22 protein-coding genes and 12 tRNA genes are annotated in these 21,824 nt (G+C 39.9%); 5 read left to right on the forward strand and 29 right to left on the reverse strand.

What is annotated here, in order from left to right; genetic code table 11:
• Positions 1-14: 14 nt before the first annotated feature.
• Positions 15-995, forward strand: coding sequence for an aldose 1-epimerase (locus PO903_RS01050; protein ID WP_137223807.1), 981 nt, complete (start codon positions 15-17; stop codon positions 993-995).
• A gap of 303 nt (positions 996-1,298) precedes the next feature.
• On the opposite strand, the gene PO903_RS01055 is transcribed toward PO903_RS01050, so the two are convergent.
• Together PO903_RS01055 and PO903_RS01060 are read right to left on the reverse strand one after the other, a co-directional pair.
• Positions 1,299-1,706, reverse strand: coding sequence for an O-methyltransferase (locus tag PO903_RS01055; protein ID WP_069328898.1), 408 nt, complete (start codon positions 1,704-1,706; stop codon positions 1,299-1,301).
• A gap of 310 nt (positions 1,707-2,016) precedes the next feature.
• Positions 2,017-3,822, reverse strand: coding sequence for a M3 family oligoendopeptidase (locus tag PO903_RS01060; RefSeq protein ID WP_273592403.1), 1,806 nt, complete (start codon positions 3,820-3,822; stop codon positions 2,017-2,019).
• Between the two features lie 229 nt (positions 3,823-4,051).
• On the opposite strand from PO903_RS01060, the gene PO903_RS01065 reads away from it, so the two are divergent.
• Both PO903_RS01065 and PO903_RS01070 read left to right on the forward strand, forming a co-directional pair.
• Positions 4,052-4,204: a YycC family protein gene (locus PO903_RS01065; protein WP_069328896.1), complete on the forward strand. Its 153-nt coding sequence runs from the start codon at positions 4,052-4,054 to the stop codon at positions 4,202-4,204.
• Between the two features lie 2 nt (positions 4,205-4,206).
• On the forward strand, positions 4,207-4,440 hold the full coding sequence (locus tag PO903_RS01070) for a hypothetical protein (RefSeq protein WP_069328895.1): 234 nt from the start codon (positions 4,207-4,209) through the stop codon (positions 4,438-4,440).
• A gap of 83 nt (positions 4,441-4,523) precedes the next feature.
• On the opposite strand, the gene PO903_RS01075 is transcribed toward PO903_RS01070, so the two are convergent.
• Complete coding sequence (locus tag PO903_RS01075) at positions 4,524-5,237, reverse strand: DUF2225 domain-containing protein (RefSeq protein WP_069328894.1); 714 nt, start codon at positions 5,235-5,237, stop codon at positions 4,524-4,526.
• 24 nt (positions 5,238-5,261) lie between these two features.
• Positions 5,262-5,639, reverse strand: a complete 378-nt coding sequence (locus PO903_RS01080; protein WP_069328893.1) for a globin domain-containing protein — start codon at positions 5,637-5,639, stop codon at positions 5,262-5,264.
• Positions 5,640-6,184: 545 nt separating this feature from the next.
• Between PO903_RS01080 and PO903_RS01085 the strand changes: the two genes are divergently transcribed.
• A complete protein-coding gene (locus PO903_RS01085; protein WP_137223811.1) occupies positions 6,185-6,991 on the forward strand; it encodes an NAD kinase in 807 nt (268 codons plus the stop codon).
• Positions 6,992-7,091: 100 nt separating this feature from the next.
• On the opposite strand, the gene PO903_RS01090 is transcribed toward PO903_RS01085, so the two are convergent.
• Together PO903_RS01090 and lipA are read right to left on the reverse strand one after the other, a co-directional pair.
• Complete coding sequence (locus PO903_RS01090; protein ID WP_273592404.1) at positions 7,092-7,670, reverse strand: YutD family protein; 579 nt, start codon at positions 7,668-7,670, stop codon at positions 7,092-7,094.
• 21 nt (positions 7,671-7,691) lie between these two features.
• The gene (lipA, locus tag PO903_RS01095; RefSeq protein WP_083243598.1) at positions 7,692-8,585 is read right to left on the reverse strand and encodes a lipoyl synthase; all 894 of its coding nucleotides are present in this window, start codon (positions 8,583-8,585) and stop codon (positions 7,692-7,694) included.
• 243 nt (positions 8,586-8,828) lie between these two features.
• Between lipA and PO903_RS01100 the strand changes: the two genes are divergently transcribed.
• Positions 8,829-10,058 (forward strand): multidrug effflux MFS transporter, encoded by a 1,230-nt coding sequence (locus tag PO903_RS01100; protein ID WP_273592405.1) that lies wholly within the window; start codon positions 8,829-8,831, stop codon positions 10,056-10,058.
• A gap of 128 nt (positions 10,059-10,186) precedes the next feature.
• Here the strand turns inward: PO903_RS01100 and PO903_RS01105 are convergent, their stop codons facing one another.
• The 23 genes from PO903_RS01105 to PO903_RS01215 all read right to left on the reverse strand — a co-directional run bounded on the left by PO903_RS01105 (position 10,187) and on the right by PO903_RS01215 (position 21,819).
• Positions 10,187-10,981: a TrmH family RNA methyltransferase gene (locus PO903_RS01105; RefSeq protein ID WP_273592406.1), complete on the reverse strand. Its 795-nt coding sequence runs from the start codon at positions 10,979-10,981 to the stop codon at positions 10,187-10,189.
• On the reverse strand, positions 10,978-11,685 hold the full coding sequence (locus tag PO903_RS01110) for a potassium channel family protein (RefSeq protein ID WP_273594607.1): 708 nt from the start codon (positions 11,683-11,685) through the stop codon (positions 10,978-10,980). Before PO903_RS01110 ends, PO903_RS01105 begins: the two co-directional genes overlap by 4 nt.
• Complete coding sequence (locus tag PO903_RS01115; RefSeq protein ID WP_069328888.1) at positions 11,685-13,268, reverse strand: peptide chain release factor 3; 1,584 nt, start codon at positions 13,266-13,268, stop codon at positions 11,685-11,687. Before PO903_RS01115 ends, PO903_RS01110 begins: the two co-directional genes overlap by 1 nt.
• A gap of 112 nt (positions 13,269-13,380) precedes the next feature.
• Complete coding sequence (gene zwf / locus PO903_RS01120; RefSeq protein WP_069328887.1) at positions 13,381-14,937, reverse strand: glucose-6-phosphate dehydrogenase; 1,557 nt, start codon at positions 14,935-14,937, stop codon at positions 13,381-13,383.
• Positions 14,938-15,077: 140 nt separating this feature from the next.
• Positions 15,078-15,728, reverse strand: a complete 651-nt coding sequence (locus PO903_RS01125) for a response regulator (protein ID WP_069328886.1) — start codon at positions 15,726-15,728, stop codon at positions 15,078-15,080.
• Positions 15,729-15,732: 4 nt separating this feature from the next.
• Positions 15,733-16,794: a sensor histidine kinase gene (locus PO903_RS01130; protein ID WP_069328885.1), complete on the reverse strand. Its 1,062-nt coding sequence runs from the start codon at positions 16,792-16,794 to the stop codon at positions 15,733-15,735.
• Positions 16,795-16,841: 47 nt separating this feature from the next.
• On the reverse strand, positions 16,842-17,510 hold the full coding sequence (gene liaF / locus PO903_RS01135) for a cell wall-active antibiotics response protein LiaF (RefSeq protein ID WP_069328884.1): 669 nt from the start codon (positions 17,508-17,510) through the stop codon (positions 16,842-16,844).
• 167 nt (positions 17,511-17,677) lie between these two features.
• The gene (locus PO903_RS01140; RefSeq protein WP_069328883.1) at positions 17,678-18,418 is read right to left on the reverse strand and encodes a PspA/IM30 family protein; all 741 of its coding nucleotides are present in this window, start codon (positions 18,416-18,418) and stop codon (positions 17,678-17,680) included.
• Between the two features lies 1 nt (position 18,419).
• Positions 18,420-18,920, reverse strand: coding sequence for a PspC domain-containing protein (locus tag PO903_RS01145; RefSeq protein WP_069328882.1), 501 nt, complete (start codon positions 18,918-18,920; stop codon positions 18,420-18,422).
• A gap of 1 nt (position 18,921) precedes the next feature.
• Positions 18,922-19,593: a PspA/IM30 family protein gene (locus PO903_RS01150; protein WP_137223823.1), complete on the reverse strand. Its 672-nt coding sequence runs from the start codon at positions 19,591-19,593 to the stop codon at positions 18,922-18,924.
• Positions 19,594-19,884: 291 nt separating this feature from the next.
• Positions 19,885-20,208, reverse strand: a complete 324-nt coding sequence (locus tag PO903_RS01155; RefSeq protein WP_241669382.1) for a hypothetical protein — start codon at positions 20,206-20,208, stop codon at positions 19,885-19,887.
• Positions 20,209-20,591: 383 nt separating this feature from the next.
• Positions 20,592-20,671, reverse strand: a tRNA-Leu gene (locus PO903_RS01160).
• 56 nt (positions 20,672-20,727) lie between these two features.
• A tRNA-Arg gene (locus tag PO903_RS01165) sits at positions 20,728-20,804 on the reverse strand.
• A 19-nt stretch (positions 20,805-20,823) separates the two neighbouring features.
• A tRNA-Cys gene (locus PO903_RS01170) sits at positions 20,824-20,897 on the reverse strand.
• Positions 20,898-20,915: 18 nt separating this feature from the next.
• Positions 20,916-20,990, reverse strand: a tRNA-Gly gene (locus PO903_RS01175).
• Positions 20,991-21,019: 29 nt separating this feature from the next.
• Positions 21,020-21,094 (reverse strand) — tRNA-Gln (locus PO903_RS01180).
• 8 nt (positions 21,095-21,102) lie between these two features.
• A tRNA-His gene (locus PO903_RS01185) sits at positions 21,103-21,175 on the reverse strand.
• 31 nt (positions 21,176-21,206) lie between these two features.
• Positions 21,207-21,280 (reverse strand) — tRNA-Trp (locus tag PO903_RS01190).
• A gap of 7 nt (positions 21,281-21,287) precedes the next feature.
• Positions 21,288-21,372 (reverse strand) — tRNA-Tyr (locus PO903_RS01195).
• Positions 21,373-21,391: 19 nt separating this feature from the next.
• A tRNA-Thr gene (locus PO903_RS01200) sits at positions 21,392-21,467 on the reverse strand.
• A gap of 22 nt (positions 21,468-21,489) precedes the next feature.
• A tRNA-Phe gene (locus tag PO903_RS01205) sits at positions 21,490-21,565 on the reverse strand.
• A gap of 97 nt (positions 21,566-21,662) precedes the next feature.
• A tRNA-Asp gene (locus tag PO903_RS01210) sits at positions 21,663-21,738 on the reverse strand.
• A gap of 7 nt (positions 21,739-21,745) precedes the next feature.
• Positions 21,746-21,819, reverse strand: a tRNA-Met gene (locus tag PO903_RS01215).
• Between the last annotated feature and the right edge of the window lie 5 nt (positions 21,820-21,824).

Below are 21,824 nucleotides of genomic sequence, written 5' to 3' on the forward strand. Positions count from 1 at the left end.
GAGGGAGCAGCGCCATGAAAGTAACCAAAGGAACATGGAACGGTTATGACACATATATTTTGAAAAGTCAGCAGTTAGAAGTTACGTTGCTGCCAAGACTCGGTAACAATGTGATCGGCATTCGCGACTTACAAGAAGATCGTGAGATTTTGCGTCGTCCAGAAGAAAGCGATCTTGATTTTTATTTGCAAAAACCTTATCACTTTGGGATGCCTATGTTGATGCCGCCTGGACGAATTCGTCGTGGACATTTCGAATACAGTGGAACGACCTATCAATTCGATCAAAATACAGCCAACGATAATCATATTCATGGATTACATCGTACGCAAGCATGGCGTGTATCTGATATTGATGAAAATGATGAAGGTTGCACGATTACGACCGAATTATTAACAGCAGATGATCCGAACTGGATGCGTCAATATCCGATTCCACTTCAATTAGAAATGACATTACAATTACAAGGTACTTCACTGATGCAACGTATGAAAATTACCAATCTAGGAGATACATCTGCTCCCTTTGGATTCGGGTTACATACGTGGTTCTTATTAGATGGTGAACCACAACGATGGACCTTAAATATTCCAGTGAGCGATCAACTGCTTCAAGATGCAGAACAGATTCCTACTGGCGAAGTGGTTCCTTTAGAAGAATGGGAAGAACTCAATACGGGTATGAATATGGCAAATCGTAACTGGGATAATCTGCTTCGAATCGGAGATAAGCGTCCGGTAAGTGCAGAATTAACACGTGATGATGGTTATGGTATTCGTTATTCAGCTGATCCGGATTATTTCAAATATTGGGTACTGTATACCAAAGGTGAAAGTGATCAGTATCTATGTATTGAACCGTATACGACGCTACCGGATGCAGCTAATTCTACGCATTCACAAGATTTCACAGGTCTGATTGATGTTGCTCCAGAACAACCTGTTGAATTCAGTCTACAAATCGATGTGATCGAAAAATATACCCAACTGAAATAAAGGCAAATATTTGGATGACATTAACCACTTCACAACAACTTTGTAATAACGAAAAAACGTGCAGATGTCATATCCTGAGATACACATCTACACGCCTAGGTGACTCTTATCGGAGTCATCTTTTTTCGTTTTGCTATTAGATTGCTATTCCTTCTTACTTAAGATTCATCGTATATATAGTGACGTGCAGATTCACGTCGTGGTGCTTAAGAGTTCGATATAAAAATATAAGGTATGAGTGCAGTAAACAGATGATCTACATAAAAATGGGAATATGTTGCTGTAATCTTGCTTTGTCTATACTTAGGATAACTCTGATTGTACTTCGCTGTATGTAGCTCTTGGATAGCGAATCATATGGTTAGCCATATTATAGTTCGATTCAATCGTGGTATCGACCGCAATCATTCCTTTACGAATAGCAAATTCGTAACTGATTTCCCCATGCGTCCAATGGTTTTTGAATTTTAGCGATTCAATTGCCATTTGTCGAAACGATTTGATCTGAATCATGTTCAATCCTTCTTCTGGACCGTTCCACTCCCCATTTCTTCCTGCGATTGGATTGTGTTTAATACCAAATTTCCCCACTGTGTTGTTACGAATCTGAATAAATACTGTTCCAGAATCCAAATGGGTTAACTCGTTTTCAAGCTCCTTGAACACAATGTCGAGTTGTCTCGTAAGAGAAACTAGATCGTTCTTAGGCATTTTTTCCCCTTCCTCTCTCTAAAAAACATATTAAATTAGGACTTCTGACTCATTATAGAACCTATTTAGTGTCTGATCAATACTATTTTTAACAATTAGGTACTTTTTACTACTATTCGACAAATTTCGATTATTATTCCTATATTTACCTACGCTTTCATTCGCTATTTAATAGAATAATTGGATTTTACTAGGTTTATTTAAAAATTTAAAAAAACGATATCCACTTGCATTCTGAGAGTAAGAATACAAAATGAATATCGTTTTTAATAGATCAATGAGGATCGATTACGTATATATTGTTAACCAATTATTTTTTCACTTGTTCTACAGTCATATTCATAAATAATTCGACATCCGCAATACTTACATTCATAGCATTTTGCCAGAAATCAGGCTGAGTCAAATCGACACCTAGATGTTTTTGAGCCAATTTTTCTACAGACATCCGTCCGGTATCTTGCAACAACGCATCATATTTTGCAGCAAAGCTTGCACCTTCTTGTTGTGCTAACGCATAGATACCTGTACTGAACATATAACCGAATGTGTACGGATAGTTATAGAAAGGAACACCTGTAATATAAAAATGTAGCTTAGACGCCCAGAAATGCGGGTGGTATGAAGATAGTGTATCGCAATAGGCTTCACGTTGCGCTTCTTCCATAAGGCGGTTAAGCTCGTCTGTGCCTACCGTTCCTGTCCGACGTTGCTCATAAAAACGAGTTTCAAATAAGAAGCGAGAATGAATATTCATAAAGAATGCAATACTACGCTGAATCTTATCTTCTAACAAAGAAACTTTTTCTTCGTCATTTTGGGCTTGTTTGACTAAAGAATCCGCTACGATCATTTCAGCAAATGTAGATGCTGTCTCTGCCACATTCATCGCATATCCTTGACTAAAAGCAGGCAAATCATTCATCACATGTTGATGATATCCATGTCCTAGCTCATGCGCTAACGTGGATACGTTGGATGCTGTGCCACTGTAAGTCATAAAGATACGTGTTTCTTTACTCATAGGTAACGACGTACAGAATCCACCTGGACGCTTACCAGCACGATCCTCAGCTTCGATCCAGCGCTGTTCAAAAGCATGTTCTGCAAAGTCAGCCATCTCAGGATTAAATTTGCGGAATTGATCCACGATAATTTTGGCAGCATCATCATAATCAACATGACTATCTACTGTACTGATCGGTGCATCGACATCATTCCAGCTTAATTGATCAACACCTAGAATTTGTGCTTTTCGTTTCAAATAATCGACGAATACCGGTTTATTTTTAACAATAACATCCCACATTGCATTCAATGTTTGATCAGACATGCGGTTAATAGCAAGAGGTTCTTTTAAGACTTGATCCCAGCCACGACGTTCATACAATTTGAGACGGAATCCTGCAAGGTGGTTAAGAGTGTCTGCGCAATAATCTTCAGCATTGCCCCACGCTTCTTCCCATTTACGGAACATCTCTTCACGTACTTCACGATTCGTATCATTCATTTTATTAGCTGCTTGTCCTGCGGATAAAAGGATCGTTTCACCATCTTGTTCAAAAGGAATCTGGATATGGCTTACAATCGTATCATACATTTTACTCCAACCGTGATAACCATCGACACCAAGGTCTAGAGCTAATCCTTCCAGTTCAGGAGTCATTTTCTCACGGGCCAGTGAACGATTTTCAGTCAGATAGAATGCGATCGGAACAATCTCAGAACGGCTTATCCATTGCTCAAATATATCATCTGCTGTAGTCGCCAATAGGCTATGGAAACGTACAAATAATCCTTGTAAATTAGCAGACATTGTTGAAATCAATGACCCTAGACGATTCGCTTCTTTATCACTTTGATCTTGCGCACTCAGACAACCGACAAAAGAAGACGCTTCGCGCAAACGAATACGTGTATCTTGCAATTGATCCAGTAATGCATCATATCGTTCCGTTTCAGTAACATGTTGAGGTGCTTCCATCGTATTCAATTGTTGAGATAGTGTTTGAATATCTTGGGATAACGTTTGTAAAAAAGATTGCAGTTCTTCAGAACTGGAACCTCCAGCAAAAATCGTTTCTAAATTCCATGTAGGTTGAATAGGATGGTTCATCATAGCACACCTTTCTGTATCTGCCTGTAAATAGACATATGTTGGAATGATTAATTATTTTGCTTGTAGCTACAAGTATGCCGATTATTGATTATAATTTCAAATGGATGCATCAACAATCATGAATTTTCGTTCCATTGTCCCATTCATGATTAGCTCCCCCATCGTCAAGTGGGTATAAGTATAGTATACTCTAAATCATCATATTCCAAGATAGGAGGGAAGCTTTATGCAACCACTACAGATCTCGGCAGATACCGCAGTTAAGCTAGCGGAAAAGCTAAATGTACCATTAGAACAACTGATGCATATGCCCAAGCATATCCTGCTTCAAAAAATTGCTGAACTGGCAAAAGAAGACGACAAAGGCGGCAACGAATAATTATGATTCCTTTTAATCAGACCTGGCCATACGACATTATTATGAATGATATTTATGTTCATGAATGTCCGTTTTGTCAGGCAGAAAATATAATTTTACCGCTCAAACCGAAAGAATTAATTTCGATTCGAGAAGGCAAAAAAAAATTACTGGTGTTCCCTTGTTGCAGTAATCGAGTCACTTTATTAGATACCGATTCAGATTATTTGCTAGCAGACACGATTCTTCGTCATTGATTACTGCTTATCGGCAGTATGCTCAATAATATAATAATAGCGGATCACTCTATATCTACTTAGAGTGCCCGCTATTTTTTATATTAAGATTCTTTCATTTCGTCTGGTAGCGCCATATTTTTAGATAACATTTGTTCCCGAAGCAGTGCCCACTGTTCACGAGAAGCTCGGATCATAGCTGAATCTGTAATGCGTTTATCATGAATAACACGCGAGAACCATTTCACCGCTTCATTAAATTCCCCAAGTCGGCGATGAAGTTCACCAATCAGATATAGCAATTTGGCATCCCCACCACTCACACTTTCAATCTGATACACTTTGATGTAAGAATCCAGACAATAGCGAAGAAAGCGAAGTTCTTGCTCGGTTTCACCACCATACCGGTGAATCCAGGCAATATGCTGAAGAAAGCTAGCAATAATACGTTCCCGATCTCCAATCGCTTGTGCACACATCAAAGCAAATTTGTAAGCTTCCAGTGCTTGTTCTCTCGTACGATGTCCACCCATATCACGTTTGATTAACCGATTGCCAATCTGCTCCATATAGAGATCACGTTGACGATCTGTCAGTGTAGCCTGCGAATTCTCAGTTGAAGCAAACCCGCAATGTGGACACATGCGTACAACGTAAAAGTCAGGATTCTCCTGTTGATAATAAGCACAAAAGTCAGAGTCACGCCGTGAAGCTCTTTTCATACTCGGACGTACACGACTGGTTTTAAATTCTGCATCACACTGCGGACAGGTGATTTTTATCGTATATAACGGCTCTAACTCTGTTGTCCCCTCCATCTAACCCACTTCCCCCAAATCAAATTAATGCGTATTTACAAAATGATGAGCCGGTCCTGATAAACGATCTACTACAAACACACGCAATTCGTCTTCAATCTCAAGCTCTTTCAAAGCTTCATTCATACAGGCTAACCAGGCATCTGCTTTTTCGTCGGTAATCTCAAAACCCATATGACGTGCTCGCATCATCGGATGACCATAAGCTTCAGAGAAAAGCGCTGGGCCTCCAAAAAATTGCGAAAGAAACATATATTGTTTCTCCATCACAGGATTGATATCTTCTGGAAAAAGCGGACCAATTAACGGATCACGCTGTACTTTTGGATAAAAGGCTTCAACTAAGCGTCTAACTCCATCTGCTTCGCCTAGCAATACATACAAAGATTGATCAAATTTCACTATCGCTCGCCAACTTTCTTTCGATACGTCATGCCTCAAATTATATCATAAAAAAGACGCTAAAGATTTCTTTAGCGTCTCTAATCAATGTATATAGTATAAAAAAAGTAATGTAAAAATACATGCGGTCTAAGTCAATACATGCTTCGATCCTCTTCACCAGATTGAACAAAGGAAGCACGAATGACGTACACGAATAGACATACGAGAATACCGGCAAGAATGCTTGTAGTCATGTTCATCACTCCATTCTAATTGTGTACTAACAATCATTGACAATTCCGACGACCATTTATATCTTTATTTTAGCACACCTTTTCCGAGAATATAACCCTTTTTGCAAGCGCTTACTTTAACAATTAGATTACAAACTCTTTACAGAACCCTACATTATGTCGGTTATGTATCAGTAAGATGACCAAACGCTATTTATTTTAAAATAGATTTACCTTTAAACATTGTGTTCCGCTCAAGAATTGATTATCATCGAAGGTGAGTATATTTACAAAGGATTTAACGATAAAGGACAAAGGAGCTTTCCAAACTTGAGATACTATGTGCTTGATCGTGGAGATCAATTATCTATCGAACTTAGTGAGCAATTTCATAAGCTTGCTGCCGAACGCGGATTTCAGCTAGATGCTGAATCACCAGAGATCGTTGTATCTATTGGTGGAGACGGAACCATGCTTCATGCTTTTCACACATTTATTGATCATATTCCAGATGTAGCGTTTGTCGGTATTCATACCGGACATTTAGGATTTTATGCAGACTGGAAAGCAGATGAACTTGCAGATTTGGTTAAATTTATGGCAGGCGAGTCTTCTACATCAGATCGTCATCCCAAAATTGTAAAATATCCATTAATTGAATTGGATATTCAGACCAAAAGCGGCACCACTCACCATACCGTGCTTAACGAATTCACTTTAAAAGGAACCGATGGTACAACTGTCGTGGTTCAAGTGGATATCAATGATGAGATTTTTGAAATGTTCCGTGGAGATGGAATTTGTGTATCGACCCCTTCAGGAAGTACTGCGTATAACAAAGCGCTTGGTGGGGCTATGGTACATCCGACGATTGAAGCTCTTCAGATCGCTGAGATTGCTTCGATCAATAACCGGATTTATCGTACACTTGGATCTTCTTTAATGTTACCAAAACATCATCATTGTGATATTCATTCACGCAAACCGCAAAAACTACAATTGACAATGGATCATTTGAATATGTCATTTGATGATCTGATTTCGATTCGTTGTCAGGTGTCCAAACATCAAGTTAGTTTTGCCCGTTATCGCCCTTATCCATTTTGGAATCGAGTACGTCAATCGTTTTTGGGATAACGGATGCAATCAGAAGTCTAACCACTTAGCCATATCAAAAAAAGCTTCCAAATGCCACTGTGATAGTGGACTTGGAAGCTTTTTGATATACATAAAAGAGTTAAGACTTGGAACTTTCTTCACTTGGTTTCACTTCAACCTCTGTCGGATGTGGTTCTACAGGTGAAGGTTGAACAGGCTCTATAGAAGGCTCTACCGGACTTATTGTCGTTGGTGCTTCTGTAGGTTGTACAACAGGGACTACTGGAGCTACAGGCGTTGGAGCAGACGCAGGAACTGCTTTGGAAGCTGCTGTTTTATCCTGTTTGTCTTTTTTGGAATGATTTCCTTGCCCTCTTGACGATTTCTCGGATTTCTCAGGCTTTTCTGCTTTTTCTCCATTCGCTGGCTTGGGTGGTTCTGCGACTTCTTTTGTTTTTTGTAATACAAAATAAGCACAGCCAAAGTTACAGTATTCATTAATATATTCAGTCAAGCTGGATAAAGAAGTATCTTTACCTGCTTTGGGATGTCCATCACGATAAAATCCTTTGAGACGCAATTGATTATAACCCCAGTCACCTAGAATATAATCATACCGATCCAACACTTCACTATATCGTTCACGGAATATTTCTGCATTCCAACCATCACGATGCTGTTTAATAATCTCGTATGTTTTACCGCCGATTTGAATCAAGGTTCTCCCGCCTTTCAGCATTTAGACCGTCGAGGTTTCCTTCGACTTCGATGCGGATTGAACCTGTTCATGCGCATGATAGGAACTACGGACAAGCGGACCAGACTCAACATGACTGAATCCACGCTTTAATCCTTCTTCTTTTAAAATAGCGAATTCATCAGGAGTATAATATTTAGCCACATCCAAATGTTTTGGAGAAGGTTGTAAATATTGTCCAATCGTCATAATATCGCAATCCATGGCACGAAGGTCATCCATTGTTTTTAAAATTTCATCCCATTCTTCCCCTACACCTAGCATAATACTAGACTTGGTTGGAATCGAAGGTTGTAGTATTTTAGAGTTACGTAACAATTCCATAGAACGAGGATATTTGGCTCTGGCTCGAACACGGTCAGACATCCGTTCCACTGTTTCAATATTATGATTCAGAATATCTGGTTTAGCATCCATTACAATTTTTAGTGAATCGATATCTCCCATAAAGTCAGGGATCAATACTTCGACACTACAAAGTGGCAAACGCTTGCGAACCGCACGAATCGTCTCCGCAAAAATATTTGCTCCACCATCTTTCAAATCATCACGAGCTACACTGGTAATTACACAATGTTGAAGCCCCATATTTTCAGCCGCTTCCGCAACCCGATCTGGTTCTTGTAAATCAAGCTCCGTAGGCATCCCCGTATTGACTGCGCAAAAACGGCAAGCACGTGTACAAATATCTCCCAAAATCATAAAAGTCGCTGTACGATTTGCCCAGCACTCATAAATATTGGGACAACGCGCTTCCTCACAGACGGTATGAAGAGTTTTGGAACGCATCATACTTTTAATTTCCTGATAGTTACTGTCATTGGTCATCTTGATTTTGATCCATTCAGGTTTCGGTTGTTTGGCTTTAGTGGACAAGATAGTTGACCTTCCTTCCTCGGGTGTAATTAGATTCCAGGATTGTTACAATCTTTTGGGATTTATTATAACACGAATTGGTGCAGACCGAAATATTAGGCTTTCCAGCTGTACTTTATTCGGTTACACTAAATACGGTTGTGCTGATTGAAGAGACATAGTTGTCTGAACATCAATCAAGTAAGATCCAAATAAAGTCACGTATACAGCTTAACGATCTACCAGAAAGGAATGAACGTATTCATGAACAAATCTTCATCTCATGCACCTTTAACTGCGGATTCTCTAACTCGTTCTAAACGGTTATGGATCGCTTTAATTTTAGGTTCATTATCTGCATTTGCTCCATTATCGATCGATATGTATTTACCTGCACTGCCTACGCTAGCAGAGCATCTACATACCAATGCTTCTCTTGCACAGCTTAGTCTAACCGCTTGTCTGCTAGGTCTAGCATTCGGACAGTTAGTTGTCGGACCTCTTAGTGATGTCAAAGGTAGACGTACACCGCTTATCATTTCATTGATTTTATATACGGTGGCATCGCTGTGTTGTGCTTTAACTCAAAGTATCGGGCTACTTATTGTTCTACGCTTTATACAAGGGGTTACAGGAGCCGCTGGTATCGTAATTTCGCGTGCTGTCGTACGTGACCTCTACTCGGGGCATGAATTAACCAAATTTTTCTCGCTGCTGATGTTGATTAATGGAGTGGCTCCGATTGCTGCTCCGATTATCGGTGGTGCTTTACTCAAATTTGTACCGTGGCAAGGCATCTTTGTCGTACTTGCGGTAATCGGCGCTATCATGTTATTTATGGTGTTGTTTGGTTTACCAGAGACATTATCCAATGAACGCAAAGCTTCTGGTGGACTGAGTTCAACATTACGTACATTTGGACGATTGATAAAAGATCGTCATTTTATCGGTTTCGCTTTATCCCAAGCATTTATCACTGCGGCGATGTTTGCTTATATTGCAGGTTCTCCTTTTGTCGTGCAGACGATATTCGGTGTATCTGCCCAAGGCTTTAGTTTATTTTTTGCTTTGAATGGTCTGGGCATTATTATTTTCGCTCAATTGGCAGGTCGTTTATCTGGCAAATACGGCGAATTGGCTATATTGAAAATCAGTCTAGGAATTGCTTTTACCGCGGCTCTATTGTTATTAATTATTGCTCTAGCAGGCGGTGGATTGTTACCGATTGCGATGATGTTGTTCTTTGTTGTATCTTGTGTAGGCTCTGTAGGCGCTACGTCGACTTCTCTGGCGATGCAAAGCCAAGGTAATGCCGCAGGAAGTGCTTCAGCTCTACTCGGCTTACTTCCGCTTCTGTTAGGTGGTGCCGCTTCTCCATTAGTAGGACTTGGTAGTGGACTCACTGCTGTTCCGATGAGTGTGGTTATTTTGGCCGCAGAAGTGTTCGCTGTGCTGTGCTTTATCGGCTTGGTGAGAAAACCTGCAAAAGTATAGTTGTTAGGCTTACACAGTCTTTACTAGAATTAGCTCCATCATATCTAATACGAAAACATAGTTATAACAAAAAGGAACTTCATCGTATAAGAGAAGTTCCTTTTTGTTATAGCCTATATATCTGATTACTAAGATATCCGCTGACGCATCGCTTCAAATAAAAGGATCGTCGATGCCATTGCCGCATTAAGCGACTCTGCTTGCCCTTGCATCGGAATCAAAATATGCTGATCCACTAATTCTGCTACTTCTGCCGATATCCCTTTACCTTCGTTACCAATCACGATCCAAGCTCCTGCTGTAAAATCAAACTCATAACAAGATTGACTCGCTTGTAACGATGTACTTAGCACTAGATGCCCTTTTTGCTTGGCAACAGGTAATAGTTCACTGAGATCACTTTCAATCACAGGCAAATGAAATAACGAACCCATCGTCGAACGAATCGTTTTGGGATTATATAGATCCGCACAACCTTTACCGAGTACAATACCGGTTGCTCCTGCCGCATCACTACTACGAATAATCGTTCCTACATTGCCCGGATCTTGAACATTGTCCAATACCATAACCAGACTGTGATTGATTTCAAGTAAACGCTCAGTAAGTGAATTTCGTTTGTATACAATTGCAAAAACAGATTGTGGTGTCTTTGTATCGGTACATTTAGACAGTACTGCTTCGGATACAGCGATATACTGTGCTCCACCTGAATAATGATCAATATCTTCACGCAATTCAGCAGGAATCCCTTTTTCTGTATCGTAGACAATACAGTCGATATCCCAATCACTACGAAGAACTTCACTGACCAGATGAATACCTTCTACTATAAATTTCCCTTGCTTATCCCGATGCTTTTTCTCAAGCAACTGCGCCCATTCCTTGACTTTCGCATTCTGGGTCGATAGAATTTCGGTCATTCTTCCAGACCTAATTCCATTTTAAGCAGATCATTCTTTTGTCCAACAATCACAAGAATATCATCCGGTTTGAGACGTTCATCCGGTGAAGGCGCAATATTCATTTGATTTCCTCGTTTGATAGCCATCACATTACAGCTATATCGAACACGAATATCAAGTTCTTTTAAGTTAGAGCCGATCATAGCTTCGGATGCTTTCATTTCCACAATACTGTATTCCTCTGAAATTTCAATATAATCCAGTACATTAGGTGATGTTAAATGATGAGCTACCCGTACCCCCATATCACGTTCAGGGAAAATGACTTTATCTGCACCGATCCGTGTTAATACTTTACCGTGCAGTTCATTTTGTGCTTTAACCAGAATCGTTGGAATATCCATTTCTTTGAGAATCAATGTGGTCAGAATACTCGATTGAATATCTTCTCCAATCGCTACAACTACTACATCAAAGTTACGTAATCCCAGTGAGCGCAAAGCTTCTTCATCTGTTGAATCAGCTGTTACGGCTTGAGTTACAATTTTGGATACTTCTTGAATACGGTGTTCATCTGAGTCAATAGCTAATACGTCAAAGCCCATTTCACTCAATGTTTTGGCAATGCTAGAACCAAAGCGTCCGATGCCGATAATGGCATACTGCTTTCTAGGCATATTGTAACCTCCAAGCTTTTCATAAGCATATACTGTATTTGATATTAAGGAGCCATTTCCAAAAATTGAGCATCTGGATTTTTATCGATTGCTGTACGCATCGCATACTCATTTTCAAACAGAACCACATGGTTTTCTTTTTTATCTTTAACCAGTGTAGAGTTAATACGGAATTTGGAAGCATCCACTTTATCAGTGACAATCCAACGCGCAAATTGATATGGCATCCGTTGAAGCTGTACATCTACACCATACTCATTTTTCATCCGATATTCAAATACTTCAAATTGCAGTTGTCCAACTACACCCAGAATCGTTTCATCAAAGCTTACTGTATTAAATACTTGAATCGTACCTTCTTCAGTTAATTGATCGATTCCTTTTTGATATTGCTTGTGTTTAAGCGCATTTTTCACGGTAACTTTAGCAAATATTTCAGGTGAGAAGGTAGGCAATTCGTCAAAGACAATATCAGAACCCTGACTTAAAGAATCACCAATACGGAAAATACCCGGATCGAACAATCCGACAATATCGCCAGGATAAGCGGTTTGTACAATATCACGATCCTGTGCCAAAAATTGCTGTGGTTGTGCTAATTTGATCTCTTTACCTGCACGTACATGGCGTACACTCATCCCACGTTCGAACTTACCTGATACTACACGTAAAAAGGCAATCCGATCACGGTGAGCAGGATTCATATTCGCTTGAATTTTAAATACATATCCACTGAACTTATCATTCATCGGATCAATCATACCGACTGTACTGCGGCGTGGTTCAGGTTTTGGCGCAAGTTCTAAGAAGTTTTCCAAGAACGTCTGTACACCAAAGTTATTGACTGCACTACCGAAGAAGATCGGTGTTAATTCACCACGTAATACTTTGTCATAATCAAAAGGATCACCCGCTACATCCAACAACTCAATATCCTGACAAAGCTGATCATATAAAAATTCGCCTGCCATTTCTTTGATAATTGGATCACGATAATCTTCTACTTTTTGCACTTGAATCGTAGAATGATCTTTACCATTAAATAATTCAACCTGTGTTTTCATCCGATCATAGACACCGGATAGTTCGCGTCCCATTCCGATCGGCCAGTTCATAGGTACAGAACGAATACCTAACACTTGCTCCAATTCTTCCATCAATTCGAATGGACTTTGTCCTTCACGGTCTAATTTATTAATAAAAGTAAAAATCGGAATTCCACGTTGAGCACATACTTTAAATAGTTTAATCGTCTGTGCTTCTACACCTTTAGCGACGTCAATCAACATGACTGCTGCATCTGCTGCAGTTAACGTACGATACGTATCTTCACTAAAATCTTGGTGACCCGGTGTATCCAGTATATTAATACGATGTCCATTATAATCAAATTGCATTACTGAAGAAGTTACCGAAATTCCCCGTTGCTTCTCAATCGCCATCCAGTCACTTGTCGCGTGTTTGTTCGCTTTACGAGCTTTAACCGAACCTGCTTCACGGATAGCGCCCCCGAATAACAATAGCTTTTCTGTTAACGTTGTTTTCCCGGCATCCGGGTGAGATATAATCGCAAATGTTCTGCGTTTGTCCACTTCATTTTGTAAAGCTTGATCTATCGTTTTACTCATTATCATTTTCCCTTCATCACTTAAAATAGGCTTTATCCATTGTATCATATTCACGACAAAAACACTCTTATGTAATGCTCTCATAAGAGTGTTTTCTGCTCAATAATGATATTTAATTGCTACTTCCAACCTGCCAGATCACATCATCTTCATCCTGACCATTTACCGGCCACCAATGATATCCATCTTGTTGAAGTAATAAATGAGTTTCATCAGGTCCCCACGAACCCGCAGGATATGATTTAACATCCGTAGGATTCTGTGCCCAAGCATCCGCAATATGATCAATAAAGCTCCAAGCTGCTGATACTTCATCCCAACGGGTAAAGTAGGTTGAATCTCCTTGTGCAGCGTCTTCGATCAAACTTTCATAAGCTTCAGGGGAGTTAATTCCGATCATACAACTTTGACAGAAGTCCATTGCCAAAGGCTGGATTTCAGAATCAGAACCTGGTTTTTTAGCATTAATTTTGATATAGATACCTTCCATTGGATTTACACGAATAACCAATAGATTAGGTTCTAGATTATGACGTTGCCCTAGATACACATTCGTAGGGGTACGCTTGAATTCGACAATGATTTCAGTCGTTTTCACAGGTAGACGTTTACCCGTACGAATATAGAAAGGTACACCTGACCAGCGGAAGTTATCTACAAATAGTCTTGCAGCAAAATACGTTTCAGTATTAGACGCAGGATCTACTTTGTCTTCCTGACGGTAACCCGGTAATGTTTTACCTTTGGATTCACCTTCACCATATTGAGCACGTACTACATTTTTATCCACTTCTTCAGGTGTCATATAAGCACGTAGTGAACGAAGTACTTTTACTTTCTCATCATGAATATCTTCAGGAAGCAGACGACTTGGCGGTTCCATAGCAATCATCGCTAACATTTGTAGCATATGATTCTGTCCCATATCGCGTAAAGCCCCTGAATGATCATAATATCCACCACGTTCTTCTACACCAACCGTTTCACTAAGTGTAATTTGAATGTTAGAAATGTGTTGATTATTCCATAACGGCTCAAAGAACGCATTAGCAAATCGAATCACTTCGATATTTTGCACCATTTCTTTACCTAAATAATGATCGATGCGGTAAATTTCATCTTCTTTAAATACTTCATTAATCTCTGCATTGAGCTTACGAGCAGATTCAAGATCATAACCGAAAGGCTTCTCGATCACAAGACGATTCCAGCCTGTTCCATCCATCATGCCGCCTGCACGTAAGTTAAGGGATACACTACCGAATAACTCAGGTGCGAGCGCTAGGAAAAAGAAGCGGTTGCCCGGAATACCATACTTGGTCTCAATCACTTCAGTTTGCTCTTTCAACTCTTGAAAACCTGCAACATTATTAATATCTAACGATTTATATTCAAAATGTTCTGCAAAACGGTTCCAATCTTCTTCGGCTCCGATCTTGTAGCGACAAAACTCTATGATAGACTGATGGAGATCTTCCCGAAATTCTTCATTGGTACGCGGTCGACGCGCGACACCAATGACTGCAAAATCCTCTGCAAGTTTACCTTCACGATACAAACTATAAATAGCAGGAAACAATTTACGTCTTGCCAAATCCCCGGTTGCTCCAAAAATGAAAAATACCGCACTTGGTGTCTGCAATGTCTCAAGATTTTGTTTTTCAGTCATAGCTCCTCAACTTTCTATGTAAAATCTGTAATGTGGTAAACGTATTCTACCATAATTACCCTATCTATCGCTATCTGACCACTATAAGAAGTACTTATATCTTTGCCAAATAAAATTGATACGTTAAATCCACAGGTGAATTACTCGGCTAGTCCATTTTTATAAGCATAGATTGCCGCTTGTGTACGATCTTCTACGCCTAACTTGGCTAGCAAATTAGTCACATGAAACTTCACCGTTTTGATCCCAATAATCAATTCATCCGCAATATCCTGATTGGATTTCCCTTTGGCTAATAGACGTAGTACATCCATTTCACGATCTGTTAATTCTTCGTGTAATGCACGTTCAAGAGGTTCACGAAAACGACTCATCATTTTAGAAGCCACTTGCGATTCTAATACCGATTGTCCTCTGGCAGCCGCACGAATAGCATCTGCTATTTCACTAGCACGGGATGTTTTGAGCAAATAACTAAACGCACCTGCTTCAATCACAGGATACATTTTTTCGTCATCTAAATAGCTAGTCAATACAATCACTTTACAGTCGGAATTAATCTGCAATACACGCCTTGTGGTCTCAATACCATCCATACCGTCCATGACCAGATCCATTAAGATCACATCAGGCTTATATTCTTGAGCCAGACGAATACCTTCTTCTCCGTTACTTGCTTCACCAACAACCTCAATCCCATCTTCTGTATCTAATACAGCTGCAAGTCCAATCCGGACCATCTCATGATCATCGACTAATAATACTTTGATTGATTGTTCATCGTTTTCCATTGTATTATGCCCACCTGCTTTCTTCCGTATTTAAAGTCACAATCGGAATGACAATCTCAATACGTGTTCCTTTTCCAGGAGCTGTTATGTATTGAATCGTACCTCCCAATTCATTCGTTCGTTCTCTCATCGTAGATAAGCCATAAGAAGCTTGTTTCGTTTCATTTAATTCGAACCCGATGCCATCATCTTTTAATGTCACACGCACAGAATCTATTTTTTGAATAATACGAATTTCCATCCGTTCTGCTTTGGCATGACGAAGTGTATTGGATAACGACTCTTGTACAATCCGGAAAATATGATTTTCGACACCCTTTAATAATCTGAGATCATCATCCATATCTAGCGTAATTTCCATCGGGATTTTGGCTTGTAATTCACGAATCAATTCTCGCAATCCTTGAGACAAGCGTTTTCCTTCCAGATAAACAGGACGAAGATGTAATAGTAGCGCTCTCATCTCTGATTGAGCAACAGATGACATTTCTTCAATTAACTCCACCTGACGTTTGGCACGTGCAGGATTATTATCAAATGTACGTCCAATAGCTGTTGCAGTCATTGAGATGGCAAACAATTGCTGAGAAACGGCATCATGCAGTTCACGAGCTAACCGCTGACGTTCTTCAATAATAGCTGTAATTCTAGCCTGCTCTGCTAACTGCGCATTATTAGTGGATAATCGTTGAAGACTACTAATCTGATCTTCCCATTTTTTACCGATTCGATCAATTTGTTCACCTAGCCTTGACCATTCATCACTTCCCCATTGCGGAGCAGCTTGTGACCAATTCCCTTTTTCCCACATTAATAACGTATCTCGCAATTTATCCAAACGCATTTTGAGCCGGAGTGCATGGTACAACCCATATAGACTACCTACAACAATAACCGGAACACATAATGCTGCTCCAGTCTGTAATAAAGAAGGCCATGATAATTCTACACTCAAGTGACCCGACGTATAGAGTACATAGATAATAATAACCAGTAATAAGAAGGCTAATAAAATACCTTCACCCATACTGCGGACAATCAAGTCAGCAGGTTTTCTCTTTTTCACGTATCAAGTCCTCCTGCTTATCTGACTTTAATGTATACACACCTGTACTAAGAAGATAAACGAACATTCAGATCACCAGCAATATACGAAATAACCAACTTCACTTTTTGCGTACTTGTAAGATAATTAGCGGATCTCCATTGCAAACGATTCTGTATGCCTTGTTGACGTTCAGCAACAGGATAGCCATTCGATTCGAAGCCAATCTGACCAACTAATAAATAAGCTTCAATCTCTACTCCGTAATCTTCCGGTATAGAGAAGTCTAAGTCTCCTAATATCCCTTGAAAATACAGAACAGTTTCTGTTTCATCCGGTATCGCTAGCGCAAGATCACAATCAATATCTCCGATAGCATGCCATGAACTGGAACTTTGCATCATCCACGGTTCCCGATCATAACGAACATTTGTGATAAATCCTTGTTTCAGACGATATGGCTGCCCCCGATGTGCTTTATTAGCACGTACATAAAACCATCCTAATGATATCAAAGTAATTCCAATCACAATCATCAAGTGATCTAACAGCAACAAGCCTAATCCGATACCACCCAAAATATACCCTTGCCTCATAGCACCACTACGTAAACGCATCATTCCGATTAGCAACAAAAGAAGTGCGGCAATCGTAAAGAAGCCAAACAACGGTCCTAATAAAACTTGTAATCCAATTCCGATCAATAACACAGCAAACACTTTTCGTTTTCTTCCCATAACCGCACCTCCTTTATTTCTAATAAGAGAAAAGCCATACCCGCATGATGACACATACGCTGTATGGCTTCGCCTGTTCTAGCATATCATATTGTCATTTTAATAACTATAATTTACATCGATGATTAGCTATATTGTATTAATCTACACTTATCTACTAAAATCAATTAGTGTTGTGGACCTTCATCTTTAGAAAGAGATGGACCTTCAGACGAATTAGATTCGATCGTTTTAGGTGCTAATTTGCTTTTCAATAAATTCAATTGCTCATCCACTCTAAGTTGTTTTTCTGCATCTTCTCCACTGATATAAGCATTAGATCCATATCCAGAACGGTAAGGAGCACGCATTACATCTGCTTCTGCTTCCATTTGCATGATTTTTTCTTCCATGCGGTTAAATCCTAGAGAAGCGCCACCTTTATCGATGGAATTCACAGAACTCACTTGAGCCATTTGTTTTTTAGCTTTTGCCATTTGAGCACGAGACACCAGTTCATTACGTTTGTTACGCATTTTATAGAACTCGTCTTTCATTTCGTGCAATTGGTTCATCATATCAGTTACTTGTTCTTTAGCTTGGCTGTGCATTTCAGAATACTCAGTGAATTTTTGGTCAAAATACAACTTTTCTTCTAGCAATTTACGAGCCACTTCTTCTTGACCATTTTTAAGTGCAGCTGTTGCTTGGCTTTCACGTTGCATACCTACACGTGCAGCTTCATCAAAACGTTGCTTCATACGACGTTCATTTGCCATTTGTTTAGCAACAGTAACCTCTGCTTGATGAATCTCTGCTTCCATATCACGTAGATACTGGTTAAGCATTACAATTGGATCTTCTACCTTATCTAGTAAATCATTCACCGATGCCTTAGTCATATCTTTCAATCTTTTAAAAACTCCCATATTATAAATCTCCCTTCTCATATTGAGCGACTTTTTTTCTTAATTGTTCTACTTCTTTACGTAGTGCTTTATTTTCAATACCTTCCATCATTGAATCGAGATCACCTTTTGATTTGGATGTCTGATCAGGTGCTTGTTGTGGAGGGCGATTTTTACCAAAGTAACGAGAATTGCTTTGATGTGGAGCATCATACGTATTAGGTTCATACGCATTTTGCGATGTTCCCCAATATCCACCATAGGTTTGGCGTGGGCCATAACGATCTTCTTGATGTTCCTCATGAAAAGGATTCTGTTCAAAAGGACGATAAACTGGCGGTTGCTTAGGTACAATGAGTGCTGCAATAAGATAGATTAGCACTGTAGTTGTTCCTGTAAAAGGAATACTTAATATTAACAGAACCCGTAACAACGTTGGATTGATCTGAAAATACTCAGCAAGACCTCCACTCAGCCCACTCAGAATCCGATCATGATTGGAACGATATAACTTCGGGCGCATACTACTCCTCCTTACGATCTGGATCAAGCTTACGTCTTAAACGCTCTAATTCTTCATCTAACGATACACCATTAGTTGTATGTGAAGAAGACGAATAAGAATCACCGTTTCTCAAATCCCGTAAAGCTTTGGCTTCAATCTCCCAATCGGAGATTTTATCTTCCAAACGTCCAAATGCTTGCGGTGTACCTTGAACAGCATTACCAAAACGGCGATTCATTTGTTGTTGCAGACGAAGTGTCTCCATACGAGCATAATAATACTCACGTTTACTGTAGACTGCTTGGTACTCGGATTTTAATGTATTGAGTTGAAGCTGTACTTCTCGTAAAGCTTCAGTATTTTGATCCAACAATTCAGTATACTGATTTTCTTTTTCTTCATACATTACTTTTTCTTGCAAAGCCATGCGAGCCAATTCTTCCTCTTCTGCTTGTAGAGCTAACATCGCTTGTTCTTCACGTTTTTGACGCATTGCTGATGCTTGATCTACATGTTGTTTCAATTGACGTGTGTGTTGAGTCACATGATGCTGTAATTGCTCAGCTTCTGTAATAGCACGCCGTGTCTCTAAAAGAAATTGGTCAATCATTCTCACAGGGTCTTGACTCTGTTCTAATCTTTCATTTAAAGTAGCCACTGTAATATCACGTACACGTTTAAAAACGTTCATGAATAATTGCTCCCTCCCTTGCTTGATCACAAGTGATCTTTTTTGATATCTACGTATATCTTACTTTCATTCTATCGAAAAAGTATGCTTAACAGATGAAATCGAAGATCAACGATATCCTATTATTTTGTAGTGTAATAGATGACTATACTTGTAATGAACCACACTACTTTATAATAATGTCTTACTATATTTATATCGTAACATTCCAACTGCTTTATTAGAATGTTACCCATTCACAACCTCTACACCAACAAGATTCGATGATTTAAATAAAGAATGTATCTATATTTAGAACATTCGATCTTGTCGTTGCTGATGATGACGATTCTTCAGCATCGAATAACCCCACCATACCAACGCAATTCCAATTACAGGGCCAATAATCCAAGATAACTTAGCAAATAGGATACAAGCACCTATAACCGATAATGTAATCCCCAAAAATCGACGTCCACTTTGTAATGCATAATAACCAAGTACAAGTAATGCGATTGGGATTAATAGTCCAATGAGATAACCGAGCAGACTATGTAACACCGGTACAAATTTGCCGAAAACCATTAATACACCAATGATAATCAATGCAAAAGCAGCTATACTTTTACGATTCATGCGCAAATGCTCCACCTCCTTTACTTAGATATTTGTATTCAGCATTTTTAATATCCATATTCTTAGATGTTCATACGTGACGAGATGTTCAATACCTCAAGACTGCAAAGCATCTAACATGTTACTTTCATATCTGGCTGTAGCAAATGTTGTGTTTGCCTTATATACACATTGTAAAGTAGAAATTGATTCTGCAAAATGGACTACAGGTGGTTTTTTATCCTAGACCTTAGACGGGGACTACTTGTGCATTATCGAATTAACCTACAAATAAATCAATGTAATAGGAATTAAGCACATACTTCATACTAATTGTGAGGATCTATTTTAAAAGACAATAAAAAAAGCACTAGATCAAATGATCTAGTGCTTTTCTTTGTGTATGCCGGTGAAGGGACTCGAACCCCCACGGTTTCCCTCACGATTTTGAGTCGCGCGCGTCTGCCAATTCCGCCACACCGGCTAATTAAAAATGATACTATTTTTTTGTTGCTTCCATTTAGAACATAAGAGCTAAAATGGCGCGCCCTAAGAGATTCGAACTCCTGGCCTTTTGATTCGTAGTCAAACGCTCTATCCAGCTGAGCTAAGGGCGCAAGAATTTTAAAAAATAACTGGAGGCGCCACCCAGATTCGAACTGGGGATAGAGCTTTTGCAGAGCTGTGCCTTACCACTTGGCTATGGCGCCATATTATATTATGAAAGATGGAGCGGACGATGGGAATCGAACCCACGACCCTCGCCTTGGCAAGGCGATGCTCTACCGCTGAGCCACGTCCGCTTACACTTGATTGAAGTAGAAGTAAATAATGGCTGGGGATATAGGATTTGAACCTATGCATGACGGAGTCAAAGTCCGTTGCCTTACCGCTTGGCTAATCCCCAATAAAAAGGGCGACCGATGGGACTTGAACCCACGAATGCCGGAGTCACAGTCCGGTGCGTTAACCCCTTCGCCACGATCGCCATGCTATAAAATGAATCATTAATGTTATATTGGCAGGGGCAGCAGGAATTGAACCCACACTAACGGTTTTGGAGACCGTTGTTCTACCTTTAAACTATGCCCCTTCAAAACTGGTGGAGGCTGATGGATTCGAACCACCGAACTCGGAGAGAACAGATTTACAGTCTGCTGCGTTTGGCCACTTCGCTAAGCCTCCACATTAAACAAAAAAAAGATGGTGCCGGCGAGAGGATTTGAACCCCCGACCTACTGATTACAAGTCAGTTGCTCTACCAACTGAGCTACACCGGCAAGTGTTATACATTAATCTAAATGGTGGCTCGGGACGGAATCGAACCGCCGACACGAGGATTTTCAGTCCTCTGCTCTACCGACTGAGCTACCGAGCCGTAGTCTAATGTATTGCTGTGTGTCGACTCTTCTACTCAATCATGATGAGAACCATCTATTAATGTAGTGAGTTGATACTAGTTATTAAGCAATTAATGGCGGAACCGACGGGATTTGAACCCGCGATCTCCTGCGTGACAGGCAGGCATGTTAACCCCTACACCACGGTTCCAGATTAATTGCGGGGACAGGATTTGAACCTGTGACCTTCGGGTTATGAGCCCGACGAGCTACCGGACTGCTCCACCCCGCGTCATT

Origin of the sequence: Paenibacillus sp. PK4536 (assembly GCF_028594455.2) — a bacterium.
GTDB classification, from domain to species: domain Bacteria; phylum Bacillota; class Bacilli; order Paenibacillales; family Paenibacillaceae; genus Saccharibacillus; species Saccharibacillus nuruki.